The sequence below is a fragment of the Rhodoferax koreense genome (genome assembly GCF_001955695.1).
GTDB classification, from domain to species: domain Bacteria; phylum Pseudomonadota; class Gammaproteobacteria; order Burkholderiales; family Burkholderiaceae_C; genus Rhodoferax_B; species Rhodoferax_B koreensis.
The window spans coordinates 1,274,042-1,297,526 of record NZ_CP019236.1 but is presented as its reverse complement, the minus strand read 5'-3'; the positions used below and the strand labels follow the sequence as shown (position 1 = coordinate 1,297,526).

Sequence of the window (23,485 nt, the reverse complement as noted above, 5' to 3'; positions counted from 1 at the left end):
GCGCGTTTTGCCTTCGGGCGGCCGTGCTGCAAAACATCCTTCCCGGCCTTATGCTTGATCGCATCAAAGCCTCGCTGTCTTCGCTGGCGCCCGCCGAGCAGCGCGTGGGAAAACTCGTCCTCGCCGACCCGCGTGCCTTCGCCAACCTGCCGGTCAGCGAACTGTCGGACCGCGCCCATGTGAGCAAGCCCACCGTGGTGCGCTTTTGCCGCAGCATGGGCTACGACGGGCTCTCCGACTTCAAGCTCAAGCTCGCGGGCAGCGTGAGCGAGGGCGTGCCCTTCATCCACCGCAGCGTGGACGTGGACGACAAGACCAGCGACGTGATGGTCAAGGTGATCGACAACACCGTCGCCGCTTTCCTCAAGTACCGCAACGAGGCCAGCACCTCGGCGCTGGAGAAAGCCGCCGAGACGCTGGCCGCCACGGTGGAGAACCGGCGCCGGGTGGAGTTCTACGGCGCGGGCAACTCGGGCATCGTGGCGCTGGATGCGCAGCACAAGTTCTTCCGCCTGGGTGTGAACACCATCGCCTACAGCGACGGCCACATGCAGGTGATGAGCGCCTCCATGCTCGGCGCGGGCGACTGCGTGGTGGTGATCTCCAATTCGGGCCGCACGCGCGACCTGATGGACGCCTGCGACATCGCCCGCAAGAACGGCGCCACCACCATCGTCATCACCGCCAGCGGCTCGCCCCTGGCCTCCGCCGGCCACATCCACCTGGCGGCGAACCACCCCGAGGGTTACGACAAATACAGTCCGATGGTGTCACGCCTGCTGCACCTGCTGATCATCGACATCCTGGCCACGAGTGTGGCGCTGCGCATCGGCGGCACGCATCTGCAGCCCAAGCTGCAGGAGATGAAGAACAATCTGCGCAGCAAGCGGTACACGTAAGGGTCGCACTGCCTCGGGCGCACCGGCCAACACCGTCCGCTCCGCGCTTGTCGAAGGGTCCACCGAAAGCGCGTCGGAGCGGGAGCGGAATTCTCAACGCAATCGCCCCTCCTCCACCGCATGGCAGGCGATCTTCACGCCGACGACGTCGAGCAGCGCCGGCCGCTCGGCGCGGCAACGGTCGTTGGCGTGCGGACAGCGGGGATGGAACGCGCAGCCCGCGGGCGGATCGAGCGGATTCGGCACCTCGCCCTGCACCGGCGTGCGGGCGCGGCCGGTGTCGTGCATCTTCGGAATCGCATCCAGCAGCATACGCGTGTAGGGATGGCGCGGTGCCGCGAAAAGTGTGTGTTTGTCAGCAAGTTCGACCAGCCGGCCGAGGTACATCACGCCCACCTGGTCGCTGACGTGGCGCACCACGGCCAGGTTGTGCGAGATGAACAGATAAGTGAGCCCGCGCTTTCGCTGCAATTCCTTCATGATGTTGAGCACCTGGGCCTGCACGCTCACGTCGAGCGCGGACGTGGGCTCGTCGCAGACCAGGAATTCGGGCTCGGTGGCCAGGGCGCGCGCGATCGAGATGCGCTGGCGCTGGCCGCCGGAGAACTGGTGCGGGTACTTGGCCATGTCCTGCGCGCGCAGGCCCACCGATTCCAGCAATTCCCCGACACGCTGCTTCAGCGCCGTGGCCTCGACGATCAGGCCGTGCTCCGTCAACGGCTCGCCGACGATGGCCTCCACCGTCCAGCGTGGGTTCAGGCTGGCGTACGGGTCCTGGAAGATCATCTGGATGCGTTTGCGCAGTGCGTTGCCGCCAGCGGTCTTGAACACGGCATGCGCGTCCTGCCCATCGAAAACCAGGTTGCCGCGCGTCGGCTCGTACAGGCCGACGAGCAGACGTGCCACGGTGCTCTTGCCGCAGCCTGACTCGCCGACCAGGGCCAGCGTCTTGCCCTTTTCGATCTGGAAACTCACGCCGTCCACGGCGCGCAGCAGTTGGCGCGGCTTGCGTTCGAGCACGCGGTTGAGCCACGGCGGCGAGACGTCGAAGGTCTTGGCCAGGTCGTTCGCCTGCACCAGTGGAGTGTGGTTCACGCAACCACCCCCGCATGCAGCCAGCAGGCCGCCCGCGTGGCGCCAGCGCGCAACAGTTCGGGGCGCTCGGCCTTGCAACGGTCGAAGGCACGCGGGCAGCGGGGATGGAAGGCGCAGCCGGCCGGGATGGCGCCGGGCCGCGGCATGGCGCCATCGATCTGGTAGAGGATGTCGCGGTCCTGCGCAATGTCGGGAATCGCCGCCATCAGGCCGGCCGTGTAGGGATGGGCCGGGTGGTTGATGACCTCGTGCACCGGGCCGATCTCGGCGATGCGGCCGGCGTACATCACGGCCACGCGGTCGCAGGTTTCGGCAATCACCCCCATGTCGTGGGTGATCAGCATCACAGCCGCGCCGCGATCGCGGCAGATGTTCTTCAGGAGCATGATGATCTGCGCCTGGATCGACACGTCGAGCGCGGTGGTGGGCTCGTCGGCCACGATGAGCTTGGGTTCCGCCGCCAGCGCCAGGGCGATCACCACACGCTGGCGCATGCCGCCGGAAAACTGGTGCGGGTAGTGGTCGAGGCGCTGCTCGGCCGCGGGAATGCCGGTGTCCTTCAGCAACTGGACGGCGCGCTGGCGCGCCTCGGCCTGGCCCACCGGCAGGTGCGCCTGGATGGTTTCGATGAGTTGCCGGCCCACGCTGTAGAGCGGGTTCAGCGAAGTCAAGGGGTCCTGGAAGATGGCGCCGATGCGCCGGCCGCGGATGTGGCGCATCGCCTCTTCCCCGAGCGTGTCGATGCGCTGGCCTTCGAGCAGGATCTGCCCGCCGGCGATGCGCCCGGGCGGCTCGAGCAGGCCGATGATGGCCGCGCCCGTGAGCGACTTGCCCGCGCCCGACTCGCCCACCACGCCGAGGATTTCACCGGGCGCGATGTCGAAGGAAATATGGTCGAGAGCCCGCACCGTGCCGCGCCGGCCGGGGAATTCCACCACCAGGTTTTGAACTTCCAACAAAGACATCGTAGGCCTATATTCTTGAGTCAAATCGACCTCTGGCGCACATCCCATCGGCGCCAACAGCTACTGATTCAATAGCAAATACTTCGGTGTGCACGTTCATTGAAGCCGCGGGTTCAACACGTCGCGCAGCCAGTCGCCGAGCAGGTTCACGCTCAGCACGATCAGCACCAGCATCAGGCCTGGGAACACGGTGATCCAGTATTCGCCGGAAAACAGGTAGTCGTTGCCGACGCGGATCAAGGTGCCCAGCGATGGCGAAGTCGGCGGCACGCCCACGCCGAGGAATGACAAGGTGGCCTCGGTGATGATGGCCGTGGCCACCTGGATGGTGGCCAGCACCATCACCGGCCCGGTGACGTTGGGCAGCACGTGGCGCCGCATGATGCGCAGCGGCGACACACCGGTCACGCGCGCGGCCTGCACGTATTCCTTGTTGCGCTCGACGAGGGTGGAGCCGCGCACGGTGCGCGCGTAGTCCACCCATTTGGTCAGCGAGATCGAAAGAATCAATACGCCGAAGGCCACCGTGGTGTCGGCGTTGGGAAACAGCGCGCGGCCCACGCCGGCCATGAGCAGCGCGACGAGGATCGGCGGGAACGACAACATCACGTCGCACAGCCGCATCAGGAAGGAGTCGACCCAGCCGCCCTTGAAGCCGGCCAGCAGCCCGAGTGCCACGCCGACCAGGGCCGACAGCACCACCGACGCGGCACCGACCACGATGGAGATGCGCGCGCCGTAGATCACGGCCGACAGGATGTCGCGGCCCTGGTCGTCGGTGCCGAGCAGGTATTTGAAGGTGCCGCCCGCCGACCAAGATGGCGGCAGCCGCGCGTCGCTGAGCTCCAGCGAGCCCAGGTCGAACGGATTGTGCGGCGACACCCAGCCCGCGAACGCGGCGCAGAACACGCACACGAAGGCGACGAAAGCCGAGCCAATGGCGACCGGCGAGTGCCGGAAGCTGTAGCCGACGTCGCTGTCGAACCAGCGGAAGAGAAGTTGCTTCATGGCTACCGATATTTCCGCATTTTTCGAGCGAACAAACCCCGTTCGCACTGAGCTTGTCGAAGGACGACAGGCTCAGCCCGGACGGAAATTCTCATGTCGTCACTTGATGCTCATCCACTTGAACGGCATGAAGTTGTCTGCGAGTTGCACGAGCGACACCTTCTTGCTGATGCCCCAGGCCAGCGCCTGCTGGTGCAGCGGCAGGTGGCCGATGTCGGCCGTGTGGATGTCGAAGGCTTCCTTGATCATCGCGTTGCGTTTGGTCTTGTCGGTCTCGGACTGGATCTTCTTCGTGAGTTCGTCCACCTTGGGGTTGCAGTACGCACCCAGGTTGAACTGGCCCGCGCCCTTGTCGTCCACACAGGCCATCAAGGCATTCAGCGCGTTGTGCGCATCGTAGGTGGACGGCGTCCAGCCGAGCAGGTAGAAGCTCGTGTCGCGGCGCAGGACCTTCGGGAAATAGGTGCCCTTGGTTTCGGCCTGCAGGTTGATCTTCACGTTGATCTTGGCGAGGTTGGCGGCCACGGCCTGGCAGATGCGCGCGTCGTTCACATAGCGGTCGTTCGGGCAGTTCATCGCCACCTCGAAGCCCGCGCCGTAACCCGCATCGGCCATGAGTTTCTTGGCCGCGTCCACGTCGTACGGCAGGCGCTTGTTCTGCTCGGGCAGGAAGCCGTTGATGCCGGGGCCGACCATCAGCGCCGTGGGGCTGGATGCACCGCGCATCACCGTGGTCTTGATGCCCTCGATGTCGATGGCCTGGTAGAAGGCCTGGCGCACACGCTTGTCCTTGAACGGGTTCTTGCCCTTGACGCTGGAATACAGCAGTTCGTCGCGCTTCTGGTCCATGCCGAGGAAGATGGTGCGCAGCTCGGGGCCGGTGGCCACGCGGGTGTTGGCGCCGGCATTGACGCGCGCGATGTCCTGCACCGGCACCGGCTCCATCACGTCGATCTCGCCCGAGAGCAGGGCGGCCACGCGTGTGGCGTCGTTGGCGATCGGCGTGAAGATGATGTCGGAGGCGTTGCTTTCGATCTTGCCCCAGTAGCTGCCGTTGCGCGTGAAACTGGTGCGCACGTTGGGCTGGCGCTCGCGCAGGCGAAACGGCCCGGTGCCGTTGGCCCGGAACGAGGCCGCGTTCTCGATGCCCTTGCGGCGGTCCACCGGTCGGACGGCCTGGTTCGCCTCGCACCACTTCTTGCTCATCATGTAGACCAGCGAGATCACGTCGGGCAGGATCGGGAAGGGCTGCAGGGTTTCGATCTCGACGGTGAAGTCGTTGATCTTGCGCACTTCCTTGAAGTCGTTGACGTAGCTCTTCATGTCCGAGCCTTCGCCGGCGGCGCGCGCGAAGGAGAACAACACATCGTCGGCCGTGAAGGGCGTGCCGTCGTGGAATTGCACGCCCTTGCGCAACTCGAAGCGCCAGACCGTGGGCGAAGTCTGCTTCCAGCTCGTGGCCAGCGCCGGCGCCAGGCTCAGGTCCTTGTTGCGGCCGACCAGCGGCTCGTAGACGTTGCCCGTGAGGCTGAACTGCAGCGATTCACTCAGCGAATGGGGATCCATCGACAAGGCATCCCCCTGGTTCGCCACCCGGATGGTCTGCGCGAACGTGTTCGTGCCCAAGGCCGCCAATGCGCAGGCCAGCGACATGGACCAGGCCAGAGACTTCAGTTTCATCGTCATCGGAATTCCTTCGAGGGTTGCAGGGTAAGAATTGGATCAGTCGGAAGCTGTCGAAAGCGGCATGAATTGTTCGGCCAGGCTGGCATGCAGCGCGCTTCCGAGCGGCAGGATGTCGTCGTTGAAGTCGTAGCGGCTGTTGTGCAGGTAACAGCTGCCCACGCCGTTCTCCGCGCCCTGGCCGATGCGGAAATACGCGCCGGGCTTGACCTGCAGCATGAACGAGAAATCCTCGGCGCCCATGCTCGGCTCCATGTCGCGCACCACGTGTTCGGGGCCGACCAGCGACTCGGCCACGTCGCCGGCAAACAGCGCCTCGGGCGAGGTGTTGAGCGTGGCCGGGTAGATGCGCTCGTAATGCACGGTGGCGGTGGCGCCGAAACCCAGCGCCACCGCGCTGCACATCTCGTTGAGGCGGCGCTCGACCATTTCCTGCACCGCCGGATTGAAGGTCCGCACGGTGCCCACCAGCGTGGCCTTGCCCGGCACCACGCTCATGGCGCCCAGATCACCGGCGTGCATGGCGCAGATGCTGATGACGGCGCTGTCGATCGGGCGCACGTTGCGCGAGACGATGCTCTGCACCGCGGTGATGATGTGGGCGGAAACCAGCACCGGGTCGATGGTCTGGTAGGCGTGTGCGCCGTGGCCGCCGCGGCCTGTGACCTCGATGGTGATGCGGTCGGCCGAGGCCATCATCGGACCGGGGTTGATGCCCACCGTGCCGGGCCGCATGCCGGGCCAGTTGTGCATCGCAAAGACCGCCTGCGCCGGGAATCGCTCGAACAGGCCGTCCTGGATCATGGCCTTGGCGCCGGCGTAGCCCTCCTCGCCCGGCTGGAAGATGAGCACGGCCGTGCCGTCGAAGTTGCGCGTTTCGGCGAGGTAGCGCGCCGCGCCCACCAGCATGGCCGTGTGGCCGTCATGGCCGCAGCCGTGCATCAGGCCGCTCTTGGACGACTTCCAGGCGAAATCGTTGCTCTCCGCCATCGGCAAGGCGTCCATGTCGGCGCGCAGGCCGATCATCTTGCCGCGGGTGTCGGCGCGGCCCTTGATCACCGCCACCACGCCGGTCTTGCCGATGCCGGTGTGCACCTCGTCCACGCCGCAGAGCTTGAGCGCCTGGGTGACGCGGCCCGAGGTGTAGATCTCTTCGAAGCCGAGTTCGGGATGGGCATGCAGGTCGCGGCGCAACGCCGTGAGTTCGGGCAGGAACTGCGCGATGTGGGCGAACGCGCGGCCGTTGGCCCGGTAGGCCACTGCGCTTGCGGAACCGTTCATTTCAATGTCCTCCTTGGCCGACGCGCAGGCGCGGGTCGACCGCAAAATACAACAGATCGACCACCAGGTTGATCACAACAAAAATCAGCGCGATGAGACACAGGTAGGCGGCCATCACCGGGATGTCGGCGAAGGTGACGGCCTGGATGAACAGCAGGCCCATGCCGGGCCACTGGAACACGGTCTCGGTGATGATGGCGAAGGCGATCAGCCCGCCGAGCTGCAGGCCGGTGATGGTCATCACCGGCACCAGCGTGTTCTTGAGCGCGTGGCCGAAGTGGATGACGCGGTTCGACAGGCCGCGCGCGCGCGCGAACTTGATGTAATCGGTGCGCAGCACCTCCAGCATCTCGGCGCGCACCAGGCGCATGATCAAGGTGAGCTGGAACACGGCCAGCGTGACCGCCGGCAGCACGATATGGTGCCAGCCGTCGGCCTTCAGCAGGCCCGAACTCCACCAGCCGACCTGCACCGTCTCGCCGCGACCGAAACTCGGGAACCAGCCCAGCCCGACCGAAAAGACCAGGATCAGCAGGATGCCGATGAGGAAGGTCGGCAGCGACACGCCGAGCAGCGAAACCATCATGAAGGCCTGGCTCAGAAAAGTACCGCGGCGCAGCGCCGAATAGACGCCCATCGGTACACCGATCACCAGTGCGAGCACCGCGGCGACGAAGGCCAGCTCCACCGTCGCGGGAAGGCGTTCGCCGATCAGCCGCGACACCTTGGCCCCCTGGCGCAGGCTCAGGCCGAATTCGCCCTGCGCGGCGTTGAGGAGGAAGTGCCAGAACTGCACGAAGAAGGGTTTGTCCAGGCCGAGCGCGGCGCGCAGGTCGGCGGTCTGTGCCGGCGTCGCATCCTGCCCGAGCAGGAAGACCACCGGGTCGCCGACGTACTGGAACAGCAGGAATGCAATGAAGGCCACGGCGGTCATGACGACCACGGCCTGGATCAAGCGCCGGAGAATGAAGACGAGCATCTGCGGGAGGAATATTGCATGGATGCTAGCAGAGCAAGGGTCATGCCCGACTGCGGGTTTTCTTTAGTTATAAAGCAAATCGGTGGACAACGGAGGACGGGGCGAGGCGCCTAACGCTGCGCCGCCTGTGTCAGTACCGCGGGTGCGATGTGCACGGCGCCGTACCAGGCGCGGGCTTCGGATTGTGTGTTGTCGCTGTCGGACATGATGGCCACGCCGATCAGCGCGCCCGGCTTCTCGCCGAAGGCCAGTTCGAAATCGGTCTGGATGTCGCGCTGGTAGTCGAGCCATTGGTTCAGCCGCTTGGGGCCGGACTCGACGACGATGGACCGGATGCGATCGGTGCGCGGGCTGATGATCACCGAACCCGGCGCCCGGTGGTTGCACCAGACGTACATCAATGTGGCATAGGGCATTTCTTCGCCCGTCAGGGTGCGCGCCAGTTCGGACAACATCGCATCCTTCATCGATAGGCGGCCACGGTCGCCTTCGAACGCGAGCATCACCCGTACCGGGGAATCGTCGTGGTCGCGCAGGCCCATGTTGGCGCCCGGGATCAGTTGCGGCACCTTCCAGGAGAAACCGATCTGGCCGAGGGCCAACGGCTCGATGTGGAACCGCTGACGCAACATGCTGGCCGAACTGTGCGATTCGCCGTAGATCGCCTCGCGGCCATCAAGCCTCGCGGCGGTGTATTGGGTGGCCTTCTTGCCTGGAAAGGTGCGCGAATGCCAGGCTGTGCCCGCGTTTTGCCAGGCGGGCTGCCAGTTGATGTCGACTTGCAACACCGAAGGCTGGGGGGGTTCATCGGCTTCGGAATCGGCGTTTGCGCTTGTTTTTTGAGGCGCACTCGCGCAGGCAGTCAGCAAACATAGAGCGATCACCGATAACCAATAGACAAATCGCCGATTGGCCAGGCTCATGCTCGCATCTGTCGTCTTCATTCGGCTATTTCTCTTCAACGCGGCATCCACGGTCGGGGTGCGTCATAAAAAAACCCCATCGTGTTGCCACGACGGGGTCTCAATCTTCATTCCAAACTAGCTTGCGCTAGCTTCGAAATTAGAACGTGTGGCGAATGCCGGTACCGACCAGCGTGCGCTTGACTTCGGTAGCGCCGTTGGCGACTTCCGACTTGATCTGCAGGTAGCCAGCGTACAGGGTGGTGCGCTTGGACAGGTCATAGGTACCCAGCAAGCTGAAGCCATTGCCTTTGTTGTCGCCACCGTTGGCCAGCGTTGCATCGCTCTTGGCGTGGGCGTAACCCACGGCCACAGCGGCTGCACCGAACGGAACGCTCACGCCGACTTGGTAGTCCTTGTCTTTCGTGCCAGCGCTGTTCTTGGCTTGGTTGTAAGAACCGACCAGCTTGGCCACGCCGAAGTCATAGGTGGCGCCGAACAGGTGGTACTTACGGGTGTCGTCGGTGGTCGAGTTACCGAGAGCAACCGAGCCCAGGCTGGTTGCCGTGGTCACGCTGGTGCCGCCGAACAGGTTGGTGGCGCCGCTAGCCCGTTGCGTTTCCTTTTGGTAGGCGTAGCCGACCACCAGAGGACCGTTGGCGTACTTCAGGTTCAGGTTGGCGTTCTTCGAAGCAGAGGTCGTTGCCGTCTTGTCTTCGCCGAAGCTGTAGTTGACGGTGGCGCTGAAGCCGCCGAACACAGGCGTCGTGTACTTGATCGAGTTGTTGGTACGGTTCACGTAGTCCTGGATACCCGTGCCGGACACAGCGCCCCAGACCGCGAAGGTGTTGGAGTCGTAGTTGTGGTCGACGATACCGTGCAGGTCGTCGTAAGCCGAGTAGTTACGACCCAGGGTCACTTGACCGAAGTTGCCCTTCAGGCCAACCCAGGATTGACGGCCGAACAGCGTCGTGGAGTTGGCGTTGCCTTGGTTGTTGTTGAAGGCACCGTTGTCGATGGTGAAGCCGCCTTCGAGGGTGAAGATGGCTGCCAGGCCGCCGCCCAGATCTTCAGAACCGCGCAGACCCCAACGCGAGCTGCTCAGGCCGCTGCCGTCGATCTTGTTCTGGCTCAGCTTGGTGGTGGTACCAGCCGTCGTGACCTTGTTTTCAGTCTTGTTCAAGAAGGCGTCGACCACACCGTACAGGGTGACGGAAGATTGTGCGTGAGCACCGACGGTTGCAGCGAGTGCAGCCAACGCGATGAGCGTTTTTTTCATTGAGAGGTTCTCCAAGGTTAAACATAGGGCTCCGGTTGCGGATCTCTTCACGTTTCGTGAAGCGACTCCTCCAGCCACCCGGGCCAACCTCCGTTTCGGAAGTTGGGCCTATTGCAACAGAGCGTGAACCGTTTCGCAAAGGTAATTGCCCTGAATCGCGCGTGAATGTTGCATGGCAACCACACTGCCGCACCGTGGTGGGGCGCTTACAACAACCGCGCCCTCACACAAGCGAAAAACTTCCGTTTCTTGGGTATTTGGCGTATTAAATGAAAAAAGCCATTTCGGGTTGCCCCGAAATGGCTTTGACATTTAACCGAAGCTGGCCTCAAGCCAGCCTGCGATTAGAACGTGTGGCGGACGCCAACCGCGAAGACGCGGGTCTTGTCGTCAGATGCGCCAGGAACTTCCGTCTTGGAATCGTTCACACCTGCGTACAGGTTGGTGCGCTTGGACAGTGCGTACAGGCCAGCGATACCAAAGCCCTTGCGCTTGATGTCGCTGCCAGCAACCACGTCATCCTTGGACCAGGCATAACCACCCGACAGGGTGAACGTGCTGGTGACCGGGAAGTCCAGGCCGAGTTGGTATTCGTTGGTCTTGTCGACGTTGGCGACTTGATCCTTCACGCGGCCGTAAGCGCCCAACAGCTTGACAACGCCGAGGTCATACGAGGTGTTGAACTGCAGGAACTTGGCGGTTTCGAAAGCGCCGCTGACCTTTTCCGTCTGGTAAGACAGGGCAGCTGCGAACGGGCCGGTAGCGTATGCGACGTTGAAAGCGGTGATCTTGCCGGCGCTGGTGGTAGCCGTCTTGTTCTCGCCGAAGCTGTACATGGCAGCGGCGGTCAGACCGGCAAAGCTCGGGGTCGAGTAGTAAACCGCGTTACCAGGACGATCCTGGTACGTGTTGCTACGCCACACAAAGGTCGCAGGAGCGAAGATGTTGGCATCGAAAGCGGCAGCGCCCGAACCCTTCACTTCATCGAACGGGGTCCACATCTTGCCCAGCTTGACTTCACCGAAGCCACCCGACAGGCCAACCCACGAATTGCGGCCGAAAATGGCGTTCGAGGTCGTGCCGGTGTAAGGGCTGGTGTAGTTGTTGGCAACGCCGGTGCTTGGATCGAAGCCGGCTTCCAGCAGGAAGTTGGCCTTCAGGCCGCCGCCCAGGTCTTCGGAACCCTTCAAGCCGAAGCGGCTGGTGTTCAGACCGCCACCGCCGGAAGCAGCAGGCAAGTTGACACCGTAGGTGGTCAGGCTTTGGCCAGCGGTCGTGGTCTTGACAGAACCGACATAGGCGTCAACCAGGCCGTACAGCGTCACGCTGGATTGAGCGGAAGCAGCGCCGGAGGCGGCGATGACGGCCAGGGCGATCAAACTCTTCTTCATATTAGAAATCTCCAAAAGTGGGATACAAAAAGACTGACTGACAACAGTTCTGAGGGCCGACTCATGTGGTTAACCCTTATTTGTATTTAACCAAACAGCCTGAGCGAAGGCAAAGCTCTTTACGCTCAAATACCAAATATCGGCCCCGAGTGTTGGCATTGTGCAACGCAACATGTCGAAATCCAAGGTGGACGCCATGGTGGCAGGTCGTCGTCATCGGCAGCACATGGAGTTCTGCTGGAGGAACACCCATTGCGGCGAAGCGACCGCCTCTTGTCCTCCCCGAAAACATCTTGTTGCGTGTACACCACGCCCCTTCAAAACAACCACGGCTTGCAGCGACAGCATGGTCGTCTAAGCACCGGCGCTATTGGTGAAAAAAGGCTTGCCTGGAAGCGCTCCAAGTCTTTGATTCTGTTGGAAAAATCGCGTCCGCCTCGGGCCGTATCCGGGACACCCCGCGACAGGGTTTACCCCTGTCGCTCGTGCGATACCCTGGGTGTTCCCACTCTTTACCGTTGAGAAACACCCCCTTAGTCTTGGCCGCAGCAGTGCCGTGCAGGTGGGCATTCCGATAGAACCTTTACTTCGCTTTCCGGGGGACTTCATGAAAAAAATGCGCGTTATCTCGGCAGCCGTGCTCGGCTGCATTTCGTCTCTGGCCATGGCCCAGACCACACTTGGCAACAGCAGCGTCACCCTGTACGGCCTCGTTGATGTCGGTTTCACCCACGTGACGGGCGGGCCCGGCGGCACGCAGAACAACATTGCCAGCGGCAACATGGAAGGGTCGCGCTTTGGCTTCAAGGGCAATGAAGACCTGGGCGGGGGCTACCGGGCGATCTTCACGCTTGAAGGACGTTTCGAGGCGGATACCGGCGCCCTGAGCAACCGGCCCGCCTCGCTGGGCAAATTGCCGGACCGACTCAGCACCGCGACCTCGCTGGGCTTGCCGGCTGCCTTGCAGCCCGCCGTGTCCGCCGTCGCTGCGCAACTCGGCTCCACCATCGGTGTGAACCTGGGCAACAGCCTGTTCGACCGGCAGGCGTTCGTCGGTCTGGTCACGCCCGTGGGCGCCTTCACACTGGGCCGACAGTACACGCCGGCCTACCTGGCAACGGCCAATTTCGACGTGATGAAGACGGAGTCCAGCCTGGCTTTGGGTCAATTGGTGGCCATCCCCACTTCATTCGACATCCGCGTCAGCAACTCGCTCCAGTACGGGCTGCAAAAGGATGGCCTCAGCGCCACGGCGATGTATGCCGCCGGAGAGGTGGCCGGCAAGGCTTCGGCCAGCCGCCTCCTGGGTGCGATGGTCATCTACAACGGAAACGGATATTCCCTCGGCGGCGGCTACAACACCCGCAACAACGAACTCGGCGAAAAGTCACTGACCACTGCAATCATCGGCGCCACATTGGACGCCGGCCCCGGCACCGTGTATGGGCAATACGCCAGCATCAAGGACGATCACCCGACCGGCTTGTCGGTGATCGCGCCGACCCTGGTGGCCGGTGGCTTGTCGACGACCGCCGCAAACCTGGTCCAGAACGCGTTCATCAACGGCTTCAAACAAAACGCCCGCCTCTTCCAGATCGGCTACCGCATCACCAGCGGCGTGCACACCATCTCCGTGGCCTACAACAGCATGAATGACCGCCGGCCGTTCAACGCCGACCGTTCATCCTACGGCGCGGCCTACACGTACGCCTTGTCCAAACGCACCGACCTCAGCGCGGTGCTGACCCACCTGAACAACAAGAGCCCGTCGCAGGATGCACTCGGCGGCAACGGTTACGTGGGTGGTGTTTCGGCCTCGCCAGGCCAGGATTCGAGCAGCATGGCCTTCACGATCCGCCATCGTTTCTGAGCCGCTCGACTCGTCTTATCCGAATCCCCCCTCGTGGGGGATTTTTCATGGGAACGGCGCTTGCAGTAAAGTCGATTCATGCAACGTCCTCACCCTTCCACGCTGATCCCGTCGCTGGACCAGACACTGCGCGTCGCCGACACCGCGTTGCGCGCCATCTTCACGCTGCCGCGCGCGAGCCGGACCTGCCCGACCGTGCCCGAGTTGCCGACCGATCTGACGCCCGTCGAGAAAAAACACGCGGCGGCGCTGATGCGGGTCAACCACGTGGGCGAAGTTTGCGCGCAAGCGCTCTACACGGCGCAGGCATTGGCCACGAAGGACGAGGAGTTGCGGTGCCATCTCCAGCAGGCGGCGCAGGAGGAAACCGACCATCTGGCCTGGACGCGCCAGCGGCTCGACGAACTCGGCGGCCACACCAGCCGGCTGAATCCGCTGTGGTACGCCGGCGCCTTCGGGCTGGGGTTGCTGACGGGCAAGCTCGGCGGCGACCGGCTGAGCCTGGGCTTCGTGGTGGAGACCGAACGGCAGGTCGAAGCCCACCTGCAAAGCCACCTGGAGCGCCTGCCCGCAGGCGATCACGCTTCACGCGCCATCGTGGCGCAGATGAAGGAAGACGAGGCGCGGCACGCCGAAGAGGCCCTGCAGGCCGGCGGCGTGAAGCTGCCAGCCCCCCTCAAAGGGCTGATGCGTGCCGCCGGCAAGGTCATGACGACCACGGCGCACTACATCTGATCCTTGGAGACGACGGGTGGTCAGGCCTCGACCAGATCGAAACTCGTGGTGATCTCGGCGGTCTTGCCCAGCATGATCGTCGCCGAACAATATTTGTCGTGGCTCATGGCGATGGCGCGCTCCACGGCCTGTGCCGGAATCCCCTTGCCGCTCACGGTGAAGTGCATGTGGATGGCGGTGAACACCTTGGGATCGACCGGCGCACGTTCCGAAGTGAGCTTGACCGAGCAGCCGCGCACGTCGTGGCGTCCTCGCTTCAGGATCAGGACGACGTCGTAGGCGGTGCAACCGCCGGTGCCGGCGAGCACGGTCTCCATCGGGCGCGGCGCCAGGTTCTGGCCGCCGTTCTCGGGCTTGGCCGCGTCCGGCGCGCCGTCCATGGTCAGGACGTGGCCGCTGCCGGTTTCCGCCACAAAACCCATGCCGGAACGCGTGCCGGCGGCACCCGTCCAACTCACTGTGCATTCCATGTTGTTCCTTTTCGATTAATACAGCTTCGCATCGCGTAATTGAGCTAATAGTGTGACCTATTTCATACACCCCCAAATGGGGGGATGTTGCAACGCAGCAAAAAACCGGTACACTGCAACCCATGCGTAAGACTCTTACGCGCCGATTGTCTCCTCCACCCTCCGAAAAGGTGGATTTAGCCCCAGGTCGCAAGACCTGGGGCTTTTTTCTTGGGGAATTGGCTCACACCCAAGTCGCTCACCTTGTGTAGCGCCAACCTCCTTGCAGGGGGCGACACCGGCGGCCTGGCGGAGCCAGTTCCGCGGTGTCCCTGGAATGAGGCAGGCGGATCTGCCGTCAGCACCATGCTGAACAACGGCAGAGCATCGTTGCGCGCGCTCTATGATCGACGGCTCTGTTCCGCAATGTCCGCCCTCCGATCATGAAGCCTGTACCCCCCTCCGCCGCTAAGCCCGTCGCCAAACCCAAGGCACTCACGCCTGCCGATTATCTGAAAAAGATCCTGACCGCGCGGGTCTACGACGTGGCCATCGAGTCGGCGCTGGAGCCGGCGCAGAACCTGAGCCGGCGCCTGCACAACACCGTCCTGCTCAAGCGCGAGGACACGCAGCCGGTGTTCAGCTTCAAGCTGCGCGGCGCCTACAACAAGATGGCGCACCTGTCGGCCGAACAACTCAAGCGCGGCGTGATCTGCGCCTCGGCCGGCAACCACGCGCAGGGCGTGGCGTTGAGCGCCAAGAAGCTCGGCTGCCGCGCGGTGGTGGTCATGCCGACCACGACGCCGCAGGTCAAGGTCGATGCCGTCAGGGGTTTCGGCGGCGAGGTGGTGCTGTCGGGCGAAAGTTACTCGGATGCCTACCAGCATGCCGTGACACTGGAAAAAAAGCAGGACCTGACCTTCGTGCACCCGTTCGACGATCCGGACGTGATCGCCGGCCAGGGCACGATCGCCATGGAAATCCTGCGCCAATTGCAAAGTTTGCAGGGCCCGGGCTCGCAGCATCTGGACGCGGTGTTTGTGGCCATCGGCGGCGGCGGCCTGATCTCCGGCGTGGCCAACTACATCAAGGCCGTGCGGCCCGAGATCAAGGTCATCGGCGTGCAGATGAACGACTCGGACGCGATGATCCAGTCGGTCAACGCGAAGAAGCGCGTGACGCTGGCCGACGTGGGCCTGTTCTCCGACGGCACGGCCGTGAAGCTGGTGGGCGAGGAAACCTTCCGCGTGGCGCGCGGCCTGGTCGACGAGTTCATGACGGTCGACACCGATGCCGTCTGCGCCGCCATCAAGGACGTGTTCGTCGACACGCGCAGCATCGTCGAGCCGGCCGGCGCCCTGGCGGTGGCCGCGATCAAGCAATACGTGGCCACCCACAAGACGAAGGGCCAGACCTACGCGGCCATCCTGTGCGGCGCGAACATGAACTTCGACCGCCTGCGCTTCGTGGCCGAACGCGCCGAGGTCGGCGAGGAGCGCGAGGCGCTGTTCGCCGTGACGATCCCCGAGGAGCGCGGCAGTTTCCGCCGTTTCTGCGAAGTCGTCGAGCAACTGCCCGGCGGGCCGCGCAACGTCACCGAATTCAACTACCGCATCAGCCACGCGCAGCGCGCCCATGTGTTCGTCGGCCTGACCACGCAGAACAAGGGCGAATCGGCCAAGATCGCCCGCAACTTCGGCAAGCAGGGTTTCGAGACGCTGGACCTGACGCACGACGAACTGGCCAAGGAGCACATCCGCCACATGGTCGGCGGCCATTCGGCGTTGGCGCACGAGGAACGGTTGCTGCGCTTCATCTTCCCCGAGCGGCCGGGCGCCTTGCTCAAGTTCCTGAGCCTGATGCGGCCGAACTGGAACATCAGCCTGTTCCACTACCGCAACCAGGGCGCGGACTACGGCCGCATCCTGGTCGGCCTGCAGGTGCCCGCGGCCGAGGAAAAGGCCTTTGCAAAATTCCTCGACACGCTGGCGTATCCATTCGTGGAAGAGACGCAGAACCCGGTGTACCAGTTGTTCCTGAAGAGCTGATCAACGATGGCCAGCTTCGTTCGGCATTACCTGCTGGCCATCCAGTTCTTCACGCGCATCCCCGTCACGGGCCGGCTCGCGGCCTGGGTCGGTTTCAGCCCGGCCATGCTGCGCGCGAGCGCCGCGCATTTCCCGGGTGTGGGCTGGCTGGTGGCCGCCGTTTGCGCCGCCGTGGCCGCGTTGTGCCTGGCAGCGTGGCCCGGACAGGGCTTTGCGCCGCTGGTGGCCGCCGTGTTGTGCACCGCCGCCGGGATCTACATGACCGGCGGCTTCCACGAGGACGGCCTGGCCGACGTGGCCGATGGCCTGGGCGGCAGCGTCGAGCGGGCGCGCGCGCTAGAGATCATGAAGGACTCGCGCATCGGCGCGTACGGTGCGATGGCGCTGGTGCTGGCCTTGCTGGCCAAGGTGGCGCTGCTGGCGCTGCTCGGCGCGCAGGCCGACCGGGGCGCATCGGCCCTGCTCGCGGCGCTGTGCGGCGGCCATGTGTTCTCGCGCTGGTGCCCGCTGGTCATCGTGCGCAGCCTGCCGCACGTGGGCGACGCGGCGCAGTCCAAAAGCAAGCCACTCGCGGACCAGATCACCAATACCGCGCTGGCCATCGCGGGTTCATGGTGTTTTGTGCCCCTAGCCCTTGTGTTCATTGCGGAGGGCGCTCCATTTTTGATAGCCGGCATGGCCGGCAGCCTGCTGGCGCTGTGGTGGATGCGCCGCCTGCTCGCACGCCGGCTGCAGGGCTTCACCGGCGACGGCCTGGGCGCGACGCAGCAGCTCTGCGAGATCGCCTTCTACCTCGGCGCGGCCCTGACGCTGCGCACACCGTGACGCCGCTGTGGCTCGCGCGGCATGCGCGGCCGCTGGCTGCCGCCGGCCTCTGTTATGGCGCACTCGACCTGCGCGCCGACACGGAGGCCACACGGCTGGCCGCGCAAGGGCTGGCGCACGCCATACCCCAACGCCTGGCCGTTCATTTTTCACCGCTACAAAGATGTGAGCAGCTTGCGCAGGCGCTGCGAGCGCTCCGACCCGATTTCATCTTCAAACCGGACGCGCGCCTGCGCGAGATGGATTTCGGCGACTGGGAAGGCCGCTCCTGGCAGGCGATCGGCGCCGAAGCGCTCGCCGCCTGGACCGACGATTTCGCCGAGCACCGCGTCGGCGGTGGCGAGAACGTCACCGGCTTCATGCGACGGGTGGCCGAAGCCTGGGACGAACTCGCCACGGCGCCGACCTTGTGGATCACCCACGCCGGCGTGATTCGCGCCGCCGGCCTGATCGCCCGTGGCCAGCGCCACGTCGAGCGAGCCGACCAGTGGCCCGCCTGGGCACCGGCCTACGGGGAGTGGACGCGCATCGAGCGTCCGAGCGGTGCCGTGCCTATTTCTTCAGGGCCGGCAATTCGAGCGTGAACGCGGCCGGACCGTCCATCTGCGTGCCGAGCGCGGCACGGCGCGGCGCCACCGACAGCAGCAGCAGGTTGTCGTCAACCACGCTGCCCACGCGGTAGGGCCGTGCCGGCTTGCCGTCCACGGCGATCAGGGCCGCGCCGCGGCGCGAGCCCGCCAGCACACCCGCCAGCGTGAAACGACCGGCCACATTGGCGGCCACCGGCGCCACCGGCTCGGCCGACCGTGCACCGAGCAACCGCGCCACCACGTCCGGGTCCACCGGCGGACGGCTGTCGGGCAGTACCGCGGCCACCGGCCCGCCGGGCGCGGAAGTCGCCTTCAGCCCCCAATAGGCGACGCTGGCCAGCGCCAGCGCCCACACGGCGAAGGTCCCGCCGCGCACGAGCCAGCGCGCGCCGGCGGTGTCGGATGTGTTCAGTAACATGCGGCGATTATCATTGAACCTACATTGAATGGTCGACCCAACATCCAGGCGCTCACGCACCTCGTATTCCAACCCATGACCCCATCCACCTCCATCCTGCGCCGCGGCCTGCAAAAGGGCTTCACCCTCATCGAACTGATGGTGGTGCTCGTCATCATCGGCGTGCTGGCCGCGCTGATCGTGCCCAACGTGCTCGACCGCGCCGACGATGCCCGCGCCACCGCCGCCAAGACCGACGTCAACAACCTGATGCAGGCGCTCAAGCTGTATCGCCTGGACAACCAGCGCTACCCCTCGGCCGAACAGGGCCTGCAGGCGCTGGTGGTCAAACCCACGACCGCGCCCATTCCGCCGAACTGGAAGCCCTATGTCGAGAAGCTGCCGAACGACCCGTGGGGCCGGCCCTACCAGTACCTGAACCCCGGCATCAAGGGCGAGATCGACGTGATGTCGTTCGGCGCCGACGGCCAATCCGGAGGCGAAGGTAAAAATGCCGACATCGGCAGCTGGCAATGAATGTGTGGCCCCCACGCTTGTCACTGCGTGTACTGCGCTGCCCCCCGAGGGGGCCGCGCCTTGCTTGGGGCGGCCCGGCGCGGCGGCGTCATTGATCTCGACAGCCTCCCGGCCCTTTGGCATCAATAGGCGCCATCGTGGCTTCACCCTGCTGGAGCTCCTCGTCGTCGTCGCCATCATGGCCCTCGCCAGCGCGGGTGTGGCTTTCGCCTTGCGCGACACCAGCCAGACCCTGCTCGAACGCGATGCGGCGCGGCTCGCCGCCCTGCTCGAATCGGCCCGTGCCCAGTCGCGCGCCAGCGGCATGGCCGTGCGCTGGCGGCCCACGGCCGAAGGTTTCCACTTCGACGGCATCCCGGGCGGCGCGCTGCCCGAGCGCTGGCTCGGCAACGACACCGCCACACGCGCCGACGCCCTGCTGGTGCTCGGCCCCGAACCCATCATCGGCCGCCAGGCCGTGCTGCTGCAGTCCGTGAGCCAGCCCGCACAGCAACTGCTGGTGGCCACCGACGGCGTGCGGCCGTTCACGGTCGTGGCACCCCCTGCCCGATGAAGCAGCGCGGCTTCACCTTGATCGAGGTGCTGGTGGCGCTGGGCATCGTCGCCGTGGCCCTGCTCGCGGGCCTGCAGGCCACGAGCGCGCTCACGACCAATGCCTTGCGCCAGTCCAACGTGCTGCTGGCCCACATCTGCGCCGAAAACGAACTCGTGAAGATGCGGCTGTCCAAGCAGATGCCGAATGTGGGCGACAGCAGCCAGGCCTGCGAGCAGGCCGGCCAGGTGCTGGACGTGCGGGTCTCCGTGCTGCCCACGCCGAACCCGAGTTTTCGCCGCGTGGACGCGCAGGTGTTCGACGGCGCCTCGCCGATCCTGCGCCTTTCCACCGTGGTCGGAAGATGGTGATGCGCGTCGTCCCCACGCTTGCCGCTGCGCGTGCTGCGCTGCCCCGCCAGGGGGCCGCGTTTCGCCTTGGGGCGGCCCGGCGGCGAAACAGGCCCACGTTGCGACCGGCAGCCACGCAAAGCGGCTTCACGCTGGTCGAATTGCTCGTCGCCCTGGTGGTGATGGCGATGCTGGCCGTGCTGAGCTGGCAGGGCCTGGACGGCATGACGCGCGCGCAGGAGCGCACACGCCAGCGCGCCGACGAGATCCTGTCGCTGCAGGCCGGCCTGGGCCAGTGGAAGGCCGACCTTGATGCGCTGGTCCACCTGCCATCGTTCAACGCCATCGAATGGGACGGCCGCGGCCTGAGCATGGTCCGCCTGAGCAGCGATCCGCAGGCCGCGGGGCCGCTGGTCGTGGCCTGGACACGGCGCAACGTGGACGGCACCGACCAATGGCTGCGCTGGCAGTCGCCACCCGTGCGCAACCGCACCGAACTCAGCCAGGCCTGGGCCCAGGCCGCGCTGTGGGCGCAGAACCCGGGCGAGGAACAGCGCCGGCGCGAGGTGGCCGTCACGCCGCTGGCCGACTGGACGCTGTACTACTACCGCGACGGGGCGTGGACCAATCCGCAGTCGAGCGCCGCCAGCAGCGTGGACCCAGCCACCGGCCAGGCCGTGGACTCGGCGATCCCCGACGGGGTGCGGCTGGTGCTCACCTTGCCGGCGGGCCAGGCGCTGGCTGGCGTGCTCACGCAGGACTGGGTGCGGCCGACGGTCGGCGGGGGCAAGTCGTGACCCGGCGCGGGCAGACCGGCGCGGCCTTGCTCATGGCCATGCTCACCGTCACGCTGGTGGCGACCTTCGCCGCGGCCTCGCTGTGGCAGCAGTGGCGCAGCGTGGAGGTCGAGACCGCCGAACGTGCGCGTGTGCAGTCGTCCTGGGTGCTCACCGGCGCACTCGACTTCGCGCGACACATCCTGCGCGAGGATTCGCGCCTGAACAGCGGCACCATCGTCGATCACCTCGGCGAACCCTGGGCCGTGCCGCTGCAGGAGTCGCGGTTGTCGACCTTCCTCGCGGCCGACCGCAACAACACCGGCGCCGCCGACGACGAGATCGACGCCTTCCTTTCCGGCCAGATCATCGACCTGCAGTCGCGCATGAACATCATCAACCTGCTCGAGGGCACGAAGATCTCCAAGGGTTCGCTGGATGCCTTCACACGCCTGTTCGAGCAACTCAACCTGCCGTTGCAGGAGTTGTCGGTGATGGCCGAGAACCTCAGGCTTGCGGCCGCGGCCGGTGTGCTGCTGACAGGCACGACACCCGCCGCAAGTTCCAGTGCCACCAGTTCCGAAAACCCGACGCCTCTCGTCCCGCAGCGCGCCGAACAACTGGGTTGGCTCGGTCTCTCGCCGGCCACGGTGGCGGCGCTGCAGCCCTTCGTGACCGTCCTGCCCATGCGCACGCCCGTGAACCTGAACACGGCCAGCATCGAAGTGCTGCAGGCCAGCATCGGCATCGGCCGCTCGGACGCACAGCGCCTGGCGACGACACGCGCACGCAACCCCTTCAATACGCGCGAAGATGCCAGGGCACAGCTCGGCCAGGACACGACGCAGCTCGCGGACACCGACTTCGACGTGAAGTCCTCGTTTTTCGAAGTGCAGAGCCGCCTCCGCCTGGGCTCCAACATGGTGGTCGAACGCTCGCTCGTCAGGCGCGGTGGCGGCGGCAATGGCACCACCGTGACCACGTTGTGGCGCGAACGCAGCGCCACGGACCCGGTCGCCATGGCGCTGGCCGCCGCGCGTTAGCGTCGCCCCCCGAATCCCTGCCTTCCCCTATCTACAATGGCCGACCTACCCCGCCCATGAGCACCCTGATCGTCCTGCTTCCCCCGCTGCCGCTGGAATCCTTCAGCGCGGCCACGCCTTTCGACTATGTGTTGTCGGACGACGACCGCAGCCCGACCCGGCACGACCGCGCGGCCGCCTCGCTGCTGCCCGTGGGCGGCAAGGGCGGCACCGAAGTGGTGGCCGTGGTGCCGGCGCAAGCCTTGTCCTGGCACAGGCTGGAGCTGCCGCGCGGCAGCCTGGGCCGTGGCGCGATGGCCAAGGCCAGCCTCAAGGCCGCGTCGAAGACCAGCAGTGGCGGCACACCACGGCTGCGCGCCGTGCTCGAAGGCCTGCTCGAAGACCGCCTGCTCGAAGAACCCGGTGAATTGCACTTCGCGGTGCAACCGGACGCGCGCGACGGTGCGGCCGTGTGGGTCGCGGCCTGCCAGCGCAGCTGGCTGCGGGCGGCGCTGGCGGTGCTGGAAGCCGCCAAGCGCCCCGCCACGCGCATCGTGCCCGAGTTCGCTCCGCCGGACGGCGATGCGGCACCCGAGGCCGCGCCGCTGCAGGTGCTGGGCACACCGGCGCATGCCCAGCTGGCCAGCATCGGTGCGCATGGCGTGAGCCTGCTGCCGTTCAGCGCCGCCGCCCTGGCGCTGGCCCAGGCCCAGGCCGGTTCGGACGAGCCGTTGCACGTCGTCGCCGAGCCGGCAGTCGCGCAACTGGCCGAAGAACTGGCCGGCCGGCCGGTCACGCTATCCACCAGCGCCGAGCGTTGGCTCGCCGCCGCGCACAGCCGCTGGGACCTGGCGCAGTTCGAGTTCAGCGGTTCCGGCCGCAACCAGTTCTGGAAGGAACTCGCCCAACAGGCGCGCACCTTCTGGCAGGCGCCGCAGTGGCGCGCCGCGCGCTGGGGCCTGGGTGTGCTGGCGGCCGCGCAGGTGCTCGGCCTGAACGCCTGGGCCTGGAAGGAATCCTCCAGCCTGGACAACCAGCGCGCGGTGATCCGCAACACGCTGACCCAGACCTTCCCCTCGGTGAAGCTGGTGGTCGATGCGCCGGTGCAGATGGAGCGTGAGCTCGCGAACCTGCGCCAAGCCGCCGGTGCGCCTTCGGGCCGCGACCTCGAGGCCATGCTCGGCGCGTTGGGCCAGGCCACGCCGCCCGGCATGGTGCTCACCGCCATCGACTTCAACAATGGCGAGGCGCGCGTCAAGGGCCTGGAGAGCCAGAGCGGCGAGCTCGCAGGCCCGCTTTCCGCCCAGGGCTATGCCGCACGCCTGGAAGGTGATCAGATCGTGATCCAACCCGCACCTGGGAGCCGGCCATGAAGCTGCCCGCACCGGTCCAATTGCAGTGGGACCAACTCGCCCCGCGCGAACGCCGCAGCGTCCTGGTCGCGGCCTCGCTGATCGGCCTGGCACTGGTGTGGTGGCTGGCCCTGTCGCCCGCGCTGCAGACGCTGCGCGGCGCGGAGGCCCAGCACCGCGTACTCGACGCGCAGTTGCAGGCCATGCACCGGCTGCAGGCCGAGGCGCAGGCGCTGCAGGCCCGGCCCAAGCTGGCGTTCGAGGAGGCCGTGCGCGCGCTCGAAGCCTCGGTGCGGCAGCGCTTCGGCGCCACGGCGCAGCTCAGCGTGGTGGGTGAACGCGCCACGGTGACGCTCAAGGGCGCTTCGGCCTCCGCGCTGGCGCAGTGGCTCGCGCAGGCGCGCATCGACGCCCGCGCCCTGCCCGCCGAAGCCCGCCTGCTGCGCAGCCCGGGCGCGGTGCCTCCCACTGGCCCGACCTGGGACGGTGTGCTGGTGATGAGCCTGCCCGCACGCTGAAC

At 65.7% G+C, this 23,485-nt stretch carries 24 protein-coding genes; 13 read left to right on the top strand and 11 right to left on the bottom strand.

Annotated elements, in window-relative coordinates; genetic code table 11:
* Positions 1 to 50: 50 nt before the first annotated feature.
* Positions 51 to 899 carry a MurR/RpiR family transcriptional regulator gene (locus RD110_RS06160; RefSeq protein ID WP_076197673.1) on the top strand — a complete coding sequence of 283 codons (849 nt, stop codon included), beginning with the start codon at positions 51 to 53 and terminating at the stop codon, positions 897 to 899.
* 93 nt (positions 900 to 992) lie between these two features.
* On the opposite strand, the gene RD110_RS06155 is transcribed toward RD110_RS06160, so the two are convergent.
* The 9 genes from RD110_RS06155 to RD110_RS06115 form a co-directional block, all read right to left on the bottom strand.
* On the bottom strand, positions 993 to 1,994 hold the full coding sequence (locus RD110_RS06155) for an ABC transporter ATP-binding protein (RefSeq protein ID WP_239467187.1): 1,002 nt from the start codon (positions 1,992 to 1,994) through the stop codon (positions 993 to 995).
* A complete protein-coding gene (locus RD110_RS06150; RefSeq protein WP_076197671.1) occupies positions 1,991 to 2,959 on the bottom strand; it encodes an ABC transporter ATP-binding protein in 969 nt (322 codons plus the stop codon). The genes RD110_RS06155 and RD110_RS06150 overlap by 4 nt, the downstream gene beginning before the upstream one ends.
* Positions 2,960 to 3,055: 96 nt before the next feature.
* On the bottom strand, positions 3,056 to 3,967 hold the full coding sequence (locus RD110_RS06145; RefSeq protein WP_076197669.1) for an ABC transporter permease: 912 nt from the start codon (positions 3,965 to 3,967) through the stop codon (positions 3,056 to 3,058).
* Positions 3,968 to 4,066: 99 nt separating this feature from the next.
* A complete protein-coding gene (locus RD110_RS06140) occupies positions 4,067 to 5,620 on the bottom strand; it encodes an ABC transporter substrate-binding protein (RefSeq protein WP_239467261.1) in 1,554 nt (517 codons plus the stop codon).
* 69 nt (positions 5,621 to 5,689) lie between these two features.
* Positions 5,690 to 6,931, bottom strand: coding sequence for a M20 aminoacylase family protein (locus RD110_RS06135; protein WP_076197667.1), 1,242 nt, complete (start codon positions 6,929 to 6,931; stop codon positions 5,690 to 5,692).
* Between the two features lies 1 nt (position 6,932).
* Complete coding sequence (locus RD110_RS06130; protein ID WP_076197665.1) at positions 6,933 to 7,910, bottom strand: ABC transporter permease; 978 nt, start codon at positions 7,908 to 7,910, stop codon at positions 6,933 to 6,935.
* A gap of 110 nt (positions 7,911 to 8,020) precedes the next feature.
* Positions 8,021 to 8,698, bottom strand: coding sequence for a DUF3047 domain-containing protein (locus RD110_RS06125; protein WP_239467186.1), 678 nt, complete (start codon positions 8,696 to 8,698; stop codon positions 8,021 to 8,023).
* Positions 8,699 to 8,972: 274 nt separating this feature from the next.
* Positions 8,973 to 10,091 carry a porin gene (locus RD110_RS06120; protein WP_076197661.1) on the bottom strand — a complete coding sequence of 373 codons (1,119 nt, stop codon included), beginning with the start codon at positions 10,089 to 10,091 and terminating at the stop codon, positions 8,973 to 8,975.
* A gap of 344 nt (positions 10,092 to 10,435) precedes the next feature.
* Positions 10,436 to 11,482 carry a porin gene (locus RD110_RS06115; RefSeq protein WP_076197659.1) on the bottom strand — a complete coding sequence of 349 codons (1,047 nt, stop codon included), beginning with the start codon at positions 11,480 to 11,482 and terminating at the stop codon, positions 10,436 to 10,438.
* Positions 11,483 to 11,981: 499 nt separating this feature from the next.
* Between RD110_RS06115 and RD110_RS06110 the strand changes: the two genes are divergently transcribed.
* A complete protein-coding gene (locus tag RD110_RS06110) occupies positions 11,982 to 13,352 on the top strand; it encodes a porin (RefSeq protein ID WP_239467185.1) in 1,371 nt (456 codons plus the stop codon).
* A 78-nt stretch (positions 13,353 to 13,430) separates the two neighbouring features.
* Positions 13,431 to 14,087: a 2-polyprenyl-3-methyl-6-methoxy-1,4-benzoquinone monooxygenase gene (coq7, locus tag RD110_RS06105; RefSeq protein WP_076197655.1), complete on the top strand. Its 657-nt coding sequence runs from the start codon at positions 13,431 to 13,433 to the stop codon at positions 14,085 to 14,087.
* 20 nt (positions 14,088 to 14,107) lie between these two features.
* Here the strand turns inward: coq7 and RD110_RS06100 are convergent, their stop codons facing one another.
* Positions 14,108 to 14,557, bottom strand: a complete 450-nt coding sequence (locus tag RD110_RS06100) for an OsmC family protein (RefSeq protein ID WP_076197653.1) — start codon at positions 14,555 to 14,557, stop codon at positions 14,108 to 14,110.
* Positions 14,558 to 14,979: 422 nt separating this feature from the next.
* Between RD110_RS06100 and ilvA the strand changes: the two genes are divergently transcribed.
* Genes ilvA through RD110_RS06085 form a run of 3 tightly spaced genes read left to right on the top strand, consistent with a single transcriptional unit; the run spans position 14,980 to position 17,993 of the window.
* Positions 14,980 to 16,584 carry a threonine ammonia-lyase, biosynthetic gene (ilvA, locus tag RD110_RS06095; protein WP_076197651.1) on the top strand — a complete coding sequence of 535 codons (1,605 nt, stop codon included), beginning with the start codon at positions 14,980 to 14,982 and terminating at the stop codon, positions 16,582 to 16,584.
* Between the two features lie 6 nt (positions 16,585 to 16,590).
* A complete protein-coding gene (cobS, locus tag RD110_RS06090; RefSeq protein WP_076197649.1) occupies positions 16,591 to 17,409 on the top strand; it encodes an adenosylcobinamide-GDP ribazoletransferase in 819 nt (272 codons plus the stop codon).
* Complete coding sequence (locus RD110_RS06085; protein WP_076197647.1) at positions 17,406 to 17,993, top strand: histidine phosphatase family protein; 588 nt, start codon at positions 17,406 to 17,408, stop codon at positions 17,991 to 17,993. Before cobS ends, RD110_RS06085 begins: the two co-directional genes overlap by 4 nt.
* On the opposite strand, the gene RD110_RS06080 is transcribed toward RD110_RS06085, so the two are convergent.
* Positions 17,962 to 18,417: a type II secretion system protein N gene (locus RD110_RS06080; RefSeq protein ID WP_076197645.1), complete on the bottom strand. Its 456-nt coding sequence runs from the start codon at positions 18,415 to 18,417 to the stop codon at positions 17,962 to 17,964. The genes RD110_RS06085 and RD110_RS06080 overlap by 32 nt on opposite strands.
* Before the next feature lie 75 nt (positions 18,418 to 18,492).
* On the opposite strand from RD110_RS06080, the gene gspG reads away from it, so the two are divergent.
* From gspG to gspM, 7 genes are all read left to right on the top strand, one after another.
* Entirely contained in the window at positions 18,493 to 18,933 is a 441-nt protein-coding gene (gene gspG / locus RD110_RS06075) for a type II secretion system major pseudopilin GspG (RefSeq protein ID WP_076197643.1), read from the top strand.
* Positions 18,934 to 18,997: 64 nt separating this feature from the next.
* Entirely contained in the window at positions 18,998 to 19,486 is a 489-nt protein-coding gene (locus tag RD110_RS06070) for a prepilin-type N-terminal cleavage/methylation domain-containing protein (protein WP_394329453.1), read from the top strand.
* On the top strand, positions 19,483 to 19,836 hold the full coding sequence (gene gspI, locus RD110_RS06065) for a type II secretion system minor pseudopilin GspI (protein WP_076197641.1): 354 nt from the start codon (positions 19,483 to 19,485) through the stop codon (positions 19,834 to 19,836). The genes RD110_RS06070 and gspI overlap by 4 nt, the downstream gene beginning before the upstream one ends.
* A gap of 98 nt (positions 19,837 to 19,934) precedes the next feature.
* Positions 19,935 to 20,612: a PulJ/GspJ family protein gene (locus RD110_RS06060; protein WP_076197639.1), complete on the top strand. Its 678-nt coding sequence runs from the start codon at positions 19,935 to 19,937 to the stop codon at positions 20,610 to 20,612.
* Complete coding sequence (gene gspK / locus RD110_RS06055; protein ID WP_239467184.1) at positions 20,609 to 21,634, top strand: type II secretion system minor pseudopilin GspK; 1,026 nt, start codon at positions 20,609 to 20,611, stop codon at positions 21,632 to 21,634. The genes RD110_RS06060 and gspK overlap by 4 nt, the downstream gene beginning before the upstream one ends.
* Positions 21,635 to 21,690: 56 nt before the next feature.
* Complete coding sequence (gene gspL, locus RD110_RS06050) at positions 21,691 to 22,986, top strand: type II secretion system protein GspL (RefSeq protein WP_076197636.1); 1,296 nt, start codon at positions 21,691 to 21,693, stop codon at positions 22,984 to 22,986.
* Positions 22,983 to 23,483, top strand: coding sequence for a type II secretion system protein GspM (gene gspM / locus RD110_RS06045; RefSeq protein ID WP_076197634.1), 501 nt, complete (start codon positions 22,983 to 22,985; stop codon positions 23,481 to 23,483). Before gspL ends, gspM begins: the two co-directional genes overlap by 4 nt.
* The last annotated feature ends 2 nt before the right edge of the window (positions 23,484 to 23,485 follow it).

What these genes read in the sequence shown, in the direction of transcription:
- RD110_RS06160 (WP_076197673.1), top strand. Translation starts at nt 51, where the DNA reads ATGCTTGATCGCATCAAAGCCTCGCTGTCTTCGCTGGCGCCCGCCGAG.
- RD110_RS06150 (WP_076197671.1), bottom strand. Translation starts at nt 2,959, where the DNA reads ATGTCTTTGTTGGAAGTTCAAAACCTGGTGGTGGAATTCCCCGGCCGG.
- RD110_RS06145 (WP_076197669.1), bottom strand. Translation starts at nt 3,967, where the DNA reads ATGAAGCAACTTCTCTTCCGCTGGTTCGACAGCGACGTCGGCTACAGC.
- RD110_RS06140 (WP_239467261.1), bottom strand. Translation starts at nt 5,620, where the DNA reads ATGTCGCTGGCCTGCGCATTGGCGGCCTTGGGCACGAACACGTTCGCG.
- RD110_RS06135 (WP_076197667.1), bottom strand. Translation starts at nt 6,931, where the DNA reads ATGAACGGTTCCGCAAGCGCAGTGGCCTACCGGGCCAACGGCCGCGCG.
- RD110_RS06130 (WP_076197665.1), bottom strand. Translation starts at nt 7,910, where the DNA reads ATGCTCGTCTTCATTCTCCGGCGCTTGATCCAGGCCGTGGTCGTCATG.
- RD110_RS06120 (WP_076197661.1), bottom strand. Translation starts at nt 10,091, where the DNA reads ATGAAAAAAACGCTCATCGCGTTGGCTGCACTCGCTGCAACCGTCGGT.
- RD110_RS06115 (WP_076197659.1), bottom strand. Translation starts at nt 11,482, where the DNA reads ATGAAGAAGAGTTTGATCGCCCTGGCCGTCATCGCCGCCTCCGGCGCT.
- coq7 (WP_076197655.1), top strand. Translation starts at nt 13,431, where the DNA reads ATGCAACGTCCTCACCCTTCCACGCTGATCCCGTCGCTGGACCAGACA.
- RD110_RS06100 (WP_076197653.1), bottom strand. Translation starts at nt 14,557, where the DNA reads ATGGAATGCACAGTGAGTTGGACGGGTGCCGCCGGCACGCGTTCCGGC.
- ilvA (WP_076197651.1), top strand. Translation starts at nt 14,980, where the DNA reads ATGAAGCCTGTACCCCCCTCCGCCGCTAAGCCCGTCGCCAAACCCAAG.
- cobS (WP_076197649.1), top strand. Translation starts at nt 16,591, where the DNA reads ATGGCCAGCTTCGTTCGGCATTACCTGCTGGCCATCCAGTTCTTCACG.
- RD110_RS06080 (WP_076197645.1), bottom strand. Translation starts at nt 18,417, where the DNA reads ATGTTACTGAACACATCCGACACCGCCGGCGCGCGCTGGCTCGTGCGC.
- gspG (WP_076197643.1), top strand. Translation starts at nt 18,493, where the DNA reads ATGACCCCATCCACCTCCATCCTGCGCCGCGGCCTGCAAAAGGGCTTC.
- gspI (WP_076197641.1), top strand. Translation starts at nt 19,483, where the DNA reads ATGAAGCAGCGCGGCTTCACCTTGATCGAGGTGCTGGTGGCGCTGGGC.
- gspL (WP_076197636.1), top strand. Translation starts at nt 21,691, where the DNA reads ATGAGCACCCTGATCGTCCTGCTTCCCCCGCTGCCGCTGGAATCCTTC.
- gspM (WP_076197634.1), top strand. Translation starts at nt 22,983, where the DNA reads ATGAAGCTGCCCGCACCGGTCCAATTGCAGTGGGACCAACTCGCCCCG.